Source organism: Sphingomonas sp. PvP056 (genome assembly GCF_040549155.1).
GTDB lineage: Bacteria > Pseudomonadota > Alphaproteobacteria > Sphingomonadales > Sphingomonadaceae > Sphingomonas.
The window spans coordinates 627,744-640,711 of the sequence record NZ_JBEPST010000002.1; the positions used below are offsets into that span (position 1 = coordinate 627,744).

General features: G+C 65.9%; 9 protein-coding genes. 5 read left to right on the forward strand and 4 right to left on the reverse strand.

Translation table 11 applies throughout. The annotated features are described in order from the left end of the window. Window positions 1-112: 112 nt before the first annotated feature. A complete protein-coding gene (locus ABIC17_RS07185; RefSeq protein WP_354280421.1) occupies window positions 113-295 on the reverse strand; it encodes a hypothetical protein in 183 nt (60 codons plus the stop codon). Window positions 296-381: 86 nt separating this feature from the next. On the opposite strand from ABIC17_RS07185, the gene ABIC17_RS07190 reads away from it, so the two are divergent. Continuing rightward, window positions 382-1,548 carry an isovaleryl-CoA dehydrogenase gene (locus ABIC17_RS07190; RefSeq protein WP_354280423.1) on the forward strand — a complete coding sequence of 389 codons (1,167 nt, stop codon included), beginning with the start codon at window positions 382-384 and terminating at the stop codon, window positions 1,546-1,548. A gap of 165 nt (window positions 1,549-1,713) precedes the next feature. Here ABIC17_RS07190 and ABIC17_RS07195 read toward each other — a convergent pair whose 3' ends face one another. Continuing rightward, window positions 1,714-3,777, reverse strand: a complete 2,064-nt coding sequence (locus ABIC17_RS07195) for a M13 family metallopeptidase (protein WP_354280425.1) — start codon at window positions 3,775-3,777, stop codon at window positions 1,714-1,716. 137 nt (window positions 3,778-3,914) lie between these two features. Here ABIC17_RS07195 and ABIC17_RS07200 point away from each other — a divergent pair, with 137 nt between their 5' ends. Continuing rightward, on the forward strand, window positions 3,915-5,516 hold the full coding sequence (locus ABIC17_RS07200; RefSeq protein ID WP_354280427.1) for a carboxyl transferase domain-containing protein: 1,602 nt from the start codon (window positions 3,915-3,917) through the stop codon (window positions 5,514-5,516). A 449-nt stretch (window positions 5,517-5,965) separates the two neighbouring features. On the opposite strand, the gene ABIC17_RS07205 is transcribed toward ABIC17_RS07200, so the two are convergent. Further along, window positions 5,966-6,382, reverse strand: coding sequence for an endonuclease domain-containing protein (locus ABIC17_RS07205; protein ID WP_354280429.1), 417 nt, complete (start codon window positions 6,380-6,382; stop codon window positions 5,966-5,968). Window positions 6,383-6,483: 101 nt separating this feature from the next. On the opposite strand from ABIC17_RS07205, the gene ABIC17_RS07210 reads away from it, so the two are divergent. From ABIC17_RS07210 to ABIC17_RS07220, 3 genes are all read left to right on the forward strand, one after another. Then, window positions 6,484-6,972: a nuclear transport factor 2 family protein gene (locus tag ABIC17_RS07210; RefSeq protein ID WP_354280431.1), complete on the forward strand. Its 489-nt coding sequence runs from the start codon at window positions 6,484-6,486 to the stop codon at window positions 6,970-6,972. 1 nt (window position 6,973) lies between these two features. Then, window positions 6,974-8,836 (forward strand): acetyl/propionyl/methylcrotonyl-CoA carboxylase subunit alpha, encoded by a 1,863-nt coding sequence (locus tag ABIC17_RS07215; protein WP_354280433.1) that lies wholly within the window; start codon window positions 6,974-6,976, stop codon window positions 8,834-8,836. 233 nt (window positions 8,837-9,069) lie between these two features. Then, window positions 9,070-11,829 carry a TonB-dependent receptor gene (locus ABIC17_RS07220; protein WP_354280435.1) on the forward strand — a complete coding sequence of 920 codons (2,760 nt, stop codon included), beginning with the start codon at window positions 9,070-9,072 and terminating at the stop codon, window positions 11,827-11,829. A gap of 271 nt (window positions 11,830-12,100) precedes the next feature. Here the strand turns inward: ABIC17_RS07220 and ABIC17_RS07225 are convergent, their stop codons facing one another. After that, a complete protein-coding gene (locus ABIC17_RS07225) occupies window positions 12,101-12,880 on the reverse strand; it encodes an SDR family oxidoreductase (RefSeq protein ID WP_354280436.1) in 780 nt (259 codons plus the stop codon). Between the last annotated feature and the right edge of the window lie 88 nt (window positions 12,881-12,968).

Sequence of the window (12,968 nt, forward strand, 5' to 3'; positions counted from 1 at the left end):
GAATGCGCCACAGGAGAATACCCTGCGCAACCGTCAACAAACGTCGCCACATAAGGCTTGTTCCGGCGGCCGATCAACTGTCTCGGTACGGACCTATCACCGTACAGCAACGCTAGCGCAACTTGGCGATCGTAAGCCCGTCTACTTTCGCCCGATCCTTGGTCGATTCCTCGCTGCGCTTGAGCGCCTTGGAAATCGCCTTCAGCGCCATGCCCTTCTTGGCAAGCGTGTGCAGCTTCTGGATTTCATCCGTCGTCCAGGGCTGGCGATGGCGTTCGAATCGATCTTCACTCATGGCTGGCAGGCGTATCGCATCGCGGCGCCGCACGCCATTGCCCGATGCCCGACCGGGCGCTAGGCGAAGCGGAAAAGGAGTAGGATATGATCGCCGAAATGGACTTTGCGCTGGGCGAGACCGCGGACATGATTCGCGATACGACGCAGCGTTTTGCAACCGACCGGATCGCGCCGCTGGCGGCGAAGGTCGATGCCGAGGACTGGTTCCCGCAAGCGCTCTGGCCGGAGATGGGCGAACTGGGGTTGCACGGGATTACCGTGGCCGAGGAAGATGGCGGGCTTGGGCTTGGCTATCTCGACCATGTCATTGCGTGCGAGGAAGTGTCGCGGGCGTCAGCCTCGGTTGGCCTTAGCTATGGCGCGCATTCGAATTTGTGCGTCAACCAGATCGCGCGCTGGGCGTCGCCTGAACAGAAGGCGAAGTATCTCCCCAAGCTGATTTCGGGCGAGCATGTCGGCAGTCTGGCGATGTCCGAGGCGGGCGCAGGGTCGGACGTCGTTGGCATGAAGCTCAAGGCGGAGAAGGTGCAGGGGGGCTACGTCCTCAACGGCACGAAATTCTGGATCACCAACGCGGCTTATGCCGATACGCTCGTCGTCTATGCCAAGACCGGCGAGGGATCGCGCGGGATCACGACCTTCCTGATCGAGAAGGACATGCCGGGGTTCGCGATCGGGCAGAAGATCGACAAGATGGGGATGCGCGGCTCGCCGACCGCCGAGCTCGTCTTTACCGATTGCGAGGTGCCCGAAGAGAATATCATGGGGCCGGTCAATGGCGGCGTCGGCGTGCTGATGTCGGGGCTCGATTACGAGCGGACCGTGCTTGCGGGGATCCAGCTCGGGATCATGCAGGCGTGCCTCGACGTGGTGGTGCCGTACGTTCGCGAGCGGCGGCAGTTCGGCAAGCCGATCGGCGCGTTCCAGCTGATGCAGGGGAAGATCGCGGACATGTACGTCGCGCTCAATTCGGCGCGGGCGTATGTCTATTCGGTCGCGCGCTCGTGCGATGCGGGGAAGACGACGCGGTTCGATGCGGCGGGGGCGATTTTGCTCGCGAGCGAGAATGCGGTGCGCGTGGCGAACGAGGCGGTGCAGGCGCTTGGGGGGGCTGGCTATACCAAGGACTGGCCGGTCGAGCGGTTCTACCGCGATGCCAAGCTGCTCGACATCGGGGCTGGGACGAACGAGATCCGCCGCATGCTGATCGGGCGGGAATTGATCGGGCACGACGCGCCGAACGCCCAGTAACGGGTTTTCTGTACCTATTGCGCTTCCCCGGCAACCCTAGCGCTTCCCCGGCGAAGGCCGGGGCCCAGTCGTGATGTCCGATATTAGGTAGGGCAGCCGTCGCCATTGGCCGCCCTCGACTGGGCCCCGGCCTTCGCCGGGGAAGGGCTGAAAAAGGGCCGCGTCTTACCAGACGTGGACCCGGTCGGCGGGTGCAAGGTACAATTTGTCGCCGGGCTGCACCTTGTAGGCCGGATACCACGCATCGAGATTGCGCACCGTCAGCACGCGGAACATCGCTGGCGCATGCACATCGGTCGCGATCCGCGCGCGGAGCGCCTTGTCGCGCATCTTGGTGCGCCAGCTCTGCGCGAACGCGAGGAAGAAGCGCTGGTCGCCGGTCATGCCGTCGATGACCGGCGGTTCCTTGCCGCCATACGATGCGCGATACGCCTCGTAAGCTGCTGTTAGGCCAGCGGTATCTGCAATATTCTCGCCGAGTTCCTGGCGGCCCTTGAGCTTGAGGCCCGGGAGCGCCTCATACCCGTCATATTGCGCGACCAGTGCCGCGCCAGCCTGTTCGAAGCGCTTGAGATCGGCGGGCGTCCACCAGTTGCGATACTTGCCGGTCGAATCGAAATCCGCGCCGAGATTGTCGAAGCTGTGGCTGATTTCGTGACCGATCACCGCGCCGATCGCGCCGTAGTTCGCCGCTGCATCATATTTCGCGTCGAAATAGGGCGCCTGCAGGATCGCCGCAGGGAAGTTGAGCGCGTTCTGCAGCGGGAGGTTGACCGCGTTGACAGTCTGCGGGGTCATCCACCATTCGGTGCGGTCGGGGGCCTTGCCGAGCTTGCCGACCTGATAGCGGTAGATCGCGAGATCGGCGCGCTCGAAATTTCCGATCGGGTCCTTCGCACCGACCGCGAACTTGGGGAAGGCGCGCCAGTGATCGGGATAGCCCACGCCGACGTACAGCACCGACAGTTTGCGCCGCGCCTCCGCCTTGGTCGCGGGGGCCATCCAGTCGAGCTTGCTGATCCGCTGGTCGAATGCGCCGACGATGTTCTTGACCATCGTCTGGATCTCGGCCTTCGACTGCGCGGAGAAATAGCGCGCTGCGTAGAGCCGACCGACCTCGTCGCCGAGCGCTGCGTTGACCGCCGCGATGCTGCGCTTGTCGCGGGTCTGCTGCGCAGTGGTGCCGGTCAGTTGCTTGCCGTAGAAGGCGAAGCGCGCGTCGTCGAACGCCTTGGGCAAGACCGACGCGACCGCCGAGATGCGGTGCGCGGTCAGCCAGTCCTGCCACGCGTCGAGCGGTTCGCTGGCGACGAGCGCGGAGAGTTTGGTGATCGCGTCGGGCTGCCACGCAATGAAGTCCTGCTGCCCCGCGGGGATCCCCGCCGCGCTCCAGTAGCTCGCCCAGTCAAGGCCGGGGGCCTTGCGCGCGAAGTCGGCGCGGGTCCACGGGTTGTCGCCCTTGCTCGCGTCCTGGCTCGCTTCGATGTCGGTCTGCGCGGCGGCGATCTTCATTTCCAGCGCGAACACGCGCGCGGCGCGGGCGGCGGGGTCGCTCAGCCCGGCGAGGCTGAAGATCTGCGCGAGATACGCCTTATAGCCTTCGCGCAGTTCCCCCATCTGCGGTGACGGCGACAAATAGAAATCCCGGTCGGCCATCCCGAGGCCGCCTTGCATCAGATAGGGGACGTTGCGCTTTGGCTGGTTGAGATCCTGCGACACGAACAGGCCGAACAGGTTGGTCGTGCTGGCATAATTGTTGACGTTGAACGGGTCGGTATCGGCGCGCATCTGCGCCCCCATCACCTTCGCGAGCGCCGCCTTGTCGCGCAGCGCGTAATACGGCGCGATCAGCGTCTTGAGGGGTGCCACCCCGCGCGCCTCGATCGCGGCGGTGTCGTTATAGGCGGCGTAATAATCCGCGATCAGCCGCTGGCTGCTCCCCGGGGCGGCGTTCGCCTTGCCGGCGTCCTGGATGATCGCCGCGTTGCGCATCTCGGCGACCTTCGAGACTTCGATCCCGACCCCGGTGGAGGAACGTGCGGGTTCGATCTCGGCGGTCTTGCGCCATGTGCCATTTGCGTAGTCGTCAAAATTGTCGCCCGGCTTGACGCTCTGGTCGATCAGCGCCTTGTCGACGCCCGACTGGGAGCCGATCGCCTGCGCCGCCAGCCCGGTACCGACCGCCGAGGTCGCGAGCAGCGCGATGGAAAATACGGTCAGGCGTTTCATGGACAAGTATCCTCTGCAACTATCGCTTTGATGCCGCGATATACCCGCGCTGCGGTTCTGCCAATCGGCTTTCCTTCGCCGCGCTGGGTCGCTAGGCAGTTTCAAATGCAACGGATACTGCAAGCAGGAAACCGCCCTTGAGCGCCCCCGTCCTAGACTCGAAGATCAGCGTCGACAGCGACACGTTCCACGCCAATGCCGCGCACAATCGTGCGCTTGTTGAGCGGCTTGAGGAAGACGTCGCGACCGCCGCGCTGGGGGGTAACGCGAAGAGCCGCGAGCGCCATACCGCGCGTGGCAAACTGCTACCGCGCGACCGGGTGGAGCGGTTGCTCGATCCGGGGTCGCCGTTCCTCGAGATCGGCCAATTGGCGGCGAACGGCCTGTATGACGACGAGGTGCCGGGGGCCGGCGTGATCGCGGGGATCGGACGCGTCTCGGGGCGGCAGTGCATGATCCTGTGCAACGACGCGACCGTGAAGGGCGGGACCTATTATCCGCTGACCGTGAAGAAACATCTGCGCGCGCAGGAGATCGCCGAGGCGAACCATTTGCCGTGCATCTATCTGGTCGACAGCGGCGGCGCGAACCTGCCGCATCAGGCGGAGGTGTTCCCGGATCGCGATCATTTCGGGCGGATCTTCTTCAACCAGGCGAACATGTCGGCGAAGGGCATTCCCCAGATCGCCTGCGTGATGGGGAGCTGTACCGCGGGTGGGGCGTATGTACCCGCGATGTCGGACGAGACGATCATCGTGCGGGGGCAGGGGACGATCTTCCTTGCCGGGCCGCCGCTGGTGAAGGCCGCGACGGGCGAGGTGATTTCGGCCGAGGAACTGGGCGGCGCGGATACGCATGGGCGGAAGTCTGGCGTGGTCGATCATGTTGCGGAGGATGACGACCATGCGCTGACGATCGTGCGCGACATCGTCTCGATGTTGCCGCCGCAGACAGACGGTGACGTCAATTACGCCGAGCCGCGGTTGCCGAAGTTCGCGGGCGAGGAATTGTATGGGATCGTGCCCGCCGACGTGCGCGCGCCGTATGACGTGCACGAGATCATCGCGCGGCTGGTCGATGGGTCTGAGTTCCACGAGTTCAAGGCGTTGTACGGGACGTCGCTGGTGTGCGGGTTTGCGCATATCTGGGGGATCCCGGTGGCGATCCTGGCGAACAACGGCGTGCTGTTTTCGGAGAGCGCGCAAAAGGGCGCGCACTTCATCGAGTTGGCGTGCCAGCGGAAAATCCCGTTGCTGTTCCTGCAGAACATCTCGGGGTTCATGGTCGGCGGGCGTTATGAGGCGGAGGGGATCGCCAAGCATGGCGCCAAGCTGGTGACGGCGGTGGCAACGGCTACGGTGCCCAAGATCACTGTGCTGATCGGGGGGAGCTTCGGCGCGGGGAATTACGGGATGTGCGGGCGGGCCTATTCGCCGCGCTTCCTGTTCAGCTGGCCCAACAGCCGGATCTCGGTGATGGGGGGCGAACAGGCGGCGTCGGTGCTGGCGACGGTGCACCGCGATGCGGAGGGCTGGTCGGCGGAGGAAGCCGAGGCGTTCAAGGCGCCGATCCGGCAGAAATATGAGGATGAGGGCAATCCCTGGTATGCGACCGCGCGGTTGTGGGACGACGGGATCATCGATCCGGCGCAGACTCGCGACGTGCTCGGGCTGGCGTTCGCGGCAACGCTGAACGCGCCGATCCCGGAGCGGCCGGCGTTTGGCGTGTTCCGGATGTGAGGGGGGTGGTGTCCCCTCTTCAATCCTCCCCCAACGGGGGAGGGGGACCGCCAGTCTTCTTCAGGCCGGTGGCGGAGGGGTTTGCGCGCCTGCGGACGGCGCACCCGGCAACCACCCCTCCACCGTTCGCTGAATGCTCACGGTCCCCCTCCCCGAGCGGGGCTCGGGGAGGATTTGAGAGAGAGTCATTCCTTCCCGAGCTCGTTTCGGGGAGTGGCACTGCCCCGCGCAGCCAAGCGGCGGGCGTTCGGGGTGTTCGAGATGTGATGGGGGTGCACGCTCTTCAATCCTCCCCCACCGGGGGAGGGGGACCGCCAGTCTTCTTTAGACTGGTGGTGGAGGGGTTTGCGCGCCTGCGGACATCGCACCCGGCATCCACCCCTCCACCGTTCGCTGAATGCTCACGGTCCCCCTCCCCGAGCAGGGCTCGGGGAGGATTTGGGAAAGAATCATTCCTCCCCGAGCTTGTCTCGGGGAGGGGGACCGCCTGGCGTAGCCGGGGGGTGGAGGGGTGCGCGCTCCGCGGTGTGTGCGACGATACCACGAAGGACTGCATCGAGATCGCGCAGGACGTCTGTCGCCGGGATACGCAGCGTGACGATCCCCTGTGCTTCGAGCCAGGCGTCGCGTCTGGCATCGCGTTGCGGCCGGTCGCCGCGATCGTGCGCTTCGCCGTCAACCTCGATGCAAAGCCGCGCGGCATGGCAATAGAAATCGAGCGAATAGACGCCTGCGGGATGTTGCCGTCGCCATTTGTGTCCCATGCCGCGTTTGCGCAGTTGCTGCCACAGCAAGACCTCGGGCAAGGTCATCTCGCGCCGCGACGCGCGCGACCGGCGAAACGCTTCGGCGGTGCCCCTGATCATGCTGCTCGCTCCCCCAAGCGTTGCGCCAACCCCTCCACCATGCTTCGCATGGTCCCCCTCCCCGAGACAAGCTCGGGGAGGAATTTGCCGGAGTGCCTGCAATGTCGATGATCCTCGCCCTTCTCGCCGCGCAAATGTCGTCGCAAGTGACGCCGGTGCAGCCAATGCCCAAGGGCACCGGCCTCCCGCCCCCCGCGACCGAGGAAGGGCAAGTCCTCGCACCCGTCACCGCGCTGCTCGCGGGGATCGGTGCGCGCGATGCTGCGCGAATCGGCGAGGCGATGCGCCCCGATGCGACCGCCACCGCCGCGACCGAAAACGCCGACGGCACCCGCACCGTCAAGCACTTGACCCGCGCCGAACTGCTCGCGCGCTTCGCCCCCGGCGCAGAGCGGTATGAGGAGAAAATCGCGTCCCCCGCGATCGAGATCGACGGCGACATCGCCATGGTGTGGGCACCCTATACCTTCAGCATCAACGGCGCCCTCCACCATTGCGGCTACGATCATTTCGATCTGGTCCGCGAGAACGGGCGCTGGCTGGTGCAGAACATCACCTGGTCGTCGCGGACGACGGGTTGCGAGAACTGACGTGATCCAATCGCTCCTCATCGCCAATCGCGGCGAGATCGCCTGCCGTATCATTCGCACCGCGCGCCACATGGGCGTGCGGACCATCGCGGTGTATTCCGACGCCGATGCGGGCGCATTGCACGTTCGTGAGGCGGACGAGGCGGTCCACATCGGGCCGAGCCCGGCGCGCGAAAGCTATCTGGTCGGCGACAAGATCATCGCGGCGGCACGCCAGACCGGCGCGGAGGCGATCCATCCGGGCTACGGCTTCCTCTCGGAGAATGCCGACTTCGCGCAAAGCGTGATCGACGCGGGGCTGATCTGGGTGGGCCCCAACCCCGACAGCATCCGTGCGATGGGGCTGAAGGATGCGGCCAAGGCACGGATGATCGAAGCGGGTGTCCCGGTGACGCCCGGCTACCTCGGCGAGGATCAGTCGCCCGAGCGGCTCCGTGCCGAAGCGGATGCGATCGGCTATCCGGTGCTGATCAAGGCGGTCGCTGGCGGCGGCGGCAAGGGGATGCGGCGGGTCGAAAGCGCAGCCGAGTTCGCGGACGGGCTGCTGTCGTGCCAGCGCGAGGCGGCGTCGTCATTCGGCGATGCGCGCGTGCTGATCGAGAAGTACATCCTGTCGCCGCGGCATCTCGAGGTGCAGGTGTTCGGCGATACCCACGGCAATGTCGTCCATCTGTTCGAGCGGGACTGTTCGCTCCAGCGCCGCCACCAGAAGGTGATCGAGGAAGCGCCGGCCCCGGGCATGACGCCGGCGACGCGTGACGCGATCTGCGCGGCGGCGGTGCGGGCGGCGAAGGCGGTCGATTATGTCGGCGCTGGCACGATCGAGTTCATCGCGGACGCGAGCGAAGGGCTGCGCGCCGACCGCATCTGGTTCATGGAAATGAACACGCGGTTGCAGGTCGAGCATCCCGTCACCGAGGAAATCACCGGGGTCGATCTGGTCGAATGGCAGCTTCTCGTCGCCAGCGGCGAGCCGTTGCCGCGGCAGCAGAACGAGTTGAGCATCAATGGCTGGGCAATGGAAGCACGGCTCTATGCCGAGAATCCGTCGACCGGCTTCCTGCCGTCGACCGGGCCGCTCGATCATCTCGTGCTCCCCGAGGAGGCGCGGGTCGAGACGGGAGTCGAGCAGGGGGGGGCGGTGTCGCCCTTCTACGATCCGATGATCGCCAAGCTGATCGTCCACGCAGCCACGCGCGTCGCCGCGATCGACCGGCTGTGGGACGCAACGACCGATGTCGAGGTGTGGCCGGTCCAGACCAACGCTGGGTTCCTCGGGCGGTTGTGCAGCGACCCCGATTTCCGGTCGGGCGCTGTCGACACCGGGTTGATCGCTCGGCGCGGGGATGAACTGACCCAGCCGCCGGAAACCGAGCCGGCCGCGTTGCACGCCGTCGCCGCCGCGCTGGTGAGCGCGGACGAGGGCGCGCCGTGGACGGCGGGGAGCGGGTTCCGGCTGAACGGTGCAGCGCGTCGGACCGTCCGGATCGTCGACCAGACGGGCACGGTTCATGCGATCGACGACGTTACCCCCGACGACGATCTGGCCGAGGACGAGATTACGCTGTTCGCGCTGGGCGAGGCGCGGTCGTACCGGTTGTGGCGGCCTTACGGTACGGCGTCGGGGGCGGCGGCGGATGGGGCGATCCTGTCGCCGATGCCGGGGCGGATCATCGCGGTCGATGTCGCGGCGGGGGATGTCGTGACCAAGGGGCAGAAGCTCGTCACGCTCGAAGCGATGAAAATGGAGCACAGCCTGACCGCGCCGTTCGACGGCACCGTCGCCGATCTTTCGGCGGCAAGCGGCGGGCAAGTGAGTGAGGGTACGGTGCTGGTGCGGATCGCGCGGAGCGACGCGGCGTAAGCCCCTGTTTGCGCGGCCCTTCATCAATTCTTTCCGGTATGCCGGGCAAGCCTTGGCATTCACCGTGCCGGGCATGTTGCGTCAGGTCCGGTAACGATCCCCGAGGATCCCGGCCCAGCGCCGGGATCCACGGGGGAAATGTTTCCTGCGCGGGCGGCGACCGGCACAATCTTGCGACAACTGCAAAGTACCGCAGCGTTCACCCTGCGCCCCCGTAACCTACCGGAACCCCAATGACGCGATCGACTGTCCTGTTAACGCTCGCGCTCGCGGCGACCCCGAGCTTCGCTTTCGCGCAGCAGGCGACTCCGCCCGCGACACCAGTGACTCCCTCGACCCCCGCGACCGCCGAGCCCGAGACGGGCGGGGGCGCGACCGATGTCGGCGAGGACGGCCCCGATATCGTCGTGCAGGGATCGCGCCCTCCGGGCTCGGTGGTCGGCGACATTCCGCCCGAACAGCAATTGAGCCCCGCCGACATCCGCTCCTACGGGGTCGGATCGGTGACCGAGCTGCTGGCGGAACTCAGCCCGCAGATCCGCAGCGACCGCGGCAGCGGCGGCGCGCCGGTGGTGCTGATCGACGGCAAGCGCATTTCCGGGTTCCAGGAGATCCGCGACCTGCCGACCGAGGCGATCCAGCGGGTCGACATCCTGCCCGAAGAAGTCGCGCTCAAATATGGCTATCGCGCGGACCAGAAGGTCGTCAATTTCGTACTCCGCCGCCGCTTCAAGGCGGCGACGGTCGAACTGGCCGATCGCGTTGCGACCGCAGGCGGGCGTAACCAGCCACAGGCCGAGCTCGACCTGCTCCAGATCGCCAAGGGCGGGCGGCTCAACCTGCATCTGCAATATCAGGGTGCCGCCGCGTTGACCGAGGACGAGCGCGGGATCGTGCGGACGCCGACGCCTTTTGCGATCGGCGGCAATGTCGTCGGCGGCAACGGCGCGGCGATCGATCCGGCGCTGGGGGGCGCGACGATCGCGGGCGTGACCGGCACCACCCCGACGCTCGGCGATTTCGTCGGCACCGCCGGCAAGGCGAATACGACCGACGTGACGCCGTATCGCACTTTGCTCCCGCAGACGCGGACGTTCAACGCCAACACGACCTATGCGCGCACCTTCGGCAAGGTTTCCGCGACGGTCAATGCGACGCTGGGCACGACGAGCAGCGACGCGATGCTCGGTTTGCCGACGGTCGCGCTGACCTTGCCCGCGGGCAATCCGTTCTCGCCTTTTGCGAACACGGTGGTGGTCGATCGTGCGCTGACCGGCGACTATCTGCCGATCGCGCAGCATGGATCGACCGTGGCGACGCATCTGGGCACGGTGCTCAACGGTGGGCTCGGCGGTTGGCAATGGTCGGTCACGGGTGCCTACGACCATAATGAAGCGAAGACCTTCACCGATACCGGGCTGGATACCGCTGCGTTCCAGGCGCGACTGTTCGCGAACGATCCAAGCGCCAATCCGTTCGGGGTTCTCACCCCGGGGGCGATCGGGCCGCTGCCGTCGAACTTCGGCTATTCGGTGTCGAACGAGACGCAGATCGACGCGTTGCTGACCGGCAGCGTGGTGCGGCTCCCGGCGGGCGAAGTGACGACCAGCGTCCGGGTCGGCGGCGACCTTACCGACTTCAGCAGCCGTTCGCTCCGCGCCGGGCTGACGTCGAGCGGAAACGTGTCGCGCCAGACAGTCAACGGTCAGCTCAACGTCGACGTGCCCCTGACCAGCCGGGCGAAGGACGTGCTCGCTGCGGTCGGTACTTTGTCGGTCAACGGCAATCTCGCGCTCGACCATCTCTCCGACTTCGGCACGCTCAAGACGATCGGCTATGGCGTCAACTGGTCGCCGGTGGTGCCGCTGCGGATCATCGCCTCGGTCACCGATCAGGACGGCGCGCCGACGCCGCAGCAACTCGGCAATCCGCAGATCACGACGCCCAATATCGCGGTGTTCGATTATGTGCTCGGCCAGAATGCGGTCGTCACGACCCTGTCGGGGGGCAACCCCAATCTGCGCGCGAGCAGCAGCCACACGGTCAAGGTCGGGGTGACGCTCAAGCCGTGGAGCGCCAAGCAATTCGCGCTGTCCGCCAATTACGTCCAGGCGCGGGTGGAAAACCCGATCGTCGCCTTCCCGACCGCGACCGCCGCGATCGAAGAAGCGTTTCCGGATCGCTTCACACGCGATGCCGGAGGTGTTTTGCAACGCCTTGATACACGGCCGATAAACTTCGCAGAGACAAGCCGGTCGGAGCTGCGCTGGGGTGTGAACTTCTCGGCGCCGCTCAAATCGAAGATCCAGAAGCAGATCGAGGCATTCCGCGCAGGCACCGGACCCAACCCGTTCGCCGGGTTGCGTCCGCCGGGCGGTGCGCGACCGGATCAGCAGGGCGGGCCGGGTGGCCCTGGCGCGGGTGCTGGTCGGGGTGGGCCTGGAGGCGGGGGTGGTCCCGGCGGCGGCGGCGGTGGTCGGGGCTTCGGCGGGCGTGGCAATGCCGGTGGCCGATTGCAGTTTGCTCTGTATCACACCTGGCACTTCACCAACCGCGTGCTGGTGCAGCAGAACGGCCCCGCGCTCGACCTGCTCAACGGCGACGCGATCGGATCGAGCGGCGGGCAGCCGCGGCACGAGCTGGAGGGGCAGGCGGGCTATAACAACAACGGTATCGGCCTGCGCTTCTCTGCCAACTGGCAAAGCGCGACCGACGTCAACGGCGGGACGATCGGCAATCCGCAATCGCTGCGCTTCTCGGGGCTGGGGACGGTCGGCGTGCGGTTGTTCGGCGATCTCGGGCAGCGGCTCGATCTGGTCAAGGCGCACCCGTGGATGCGCGGGATGCGGGTCGCGGTGTCGGTCGACAACCTGTTCGACACGCGCCAGCGCGTGACCGATGCCAACGGCACGACGCCGGTCGCGTATCAGCCGGGGTATCTCAATCCGTTGGGGCGGACCGTACGCCTGTCGGTCCGCAAGTTGTTTCTGTAGGCGCAGGTTTGGCGAGCGGTTGTTCTGTTTCGCCCACACCCGGACGCTCAGTTTGGCGACCGGGGCTCACGATAACAGCCGTTCGTTGAGTGCGATCTCTGCTGTATTTCGATCTCCAGCGGGGCAATTCGGACAAGCGCGATCGGGAACAGATTTTGAGAAGAGAGATGCTCCCGACCGCTGTCGACGCGACCGTTCCGGCGACTGTCCCGCTGAAGGTTCCGTTCCGGGAAAGACTGACGGGCGTGGTCGACCACGCCCGTCGCGGTCGTCAGCCGGGCGAAGCGGCAGAACCGGCGAGCAGCCCGCCATCGATGATCACTTCCGTCCCGGTGACATAGGTCGCTTCATCTGAGGCCAGCATTACCGCAATGGCCGCAACTTCCTCAGGCATCCCGAACCGCTTGAGCGGCGTGTCCGCCACAAACGCCTGCATTCTGGCGTCGCGATCGGGACCGCTTCCGAGCATCGGCTCCCAGATCGGCGTGAGGATGGCAGCCGGGTGGACCGAATTGCAGCGTATCTTCCAGCCCTGTTGTGCGCAGTAGAGCGCGACCGTCTTGCTGTGGTTCCGGATCGCCGCCTTGGACGAGGCATAAGCCGCAGCCGTAGGGATGCCGACCAGTCCCGAGCGGGAGGATATGTTGATGATCGAACCGGCCCCCGCAGCCTTCATCGCGCCGATCGCGTAGCGACAACCGAGGAACGTCCCGTCGAGGTTGACCCGGTGAACCGCGCGCCAGTCCGCCAAGCTGGCGTGTTCCGGGTCGTGCAATGTCATGCCCGCTTCGAACCCCGTCACCCCGGCGTTGTTGACGACGACGTCGGCTATGGGAACGATACTGGCCAACCGCAGCCAGTCAGCTTCCTCGCGCACATCGAGCGGTTCGAAACGACATCCTATTTCAGCCGCCGTTGCCGTTCCTGTCGCTTTGTCGATGTCGGTGACGATGACGACAGCACCTTCGTCATGGAAGCGGGCTGCGATTGCGCGGCCGATGCCACGCGCAGCGCCGGTGATGACGCACGTCTTGCTATTTAGTCTTTGCATGATCTTCTCGAAAACAGAGCCCAGTCGGCGGATTACTCCGCTGGCGTATGCTTTGCCGCTTTAGCGGTGACGCTGGATCATTTCGAAA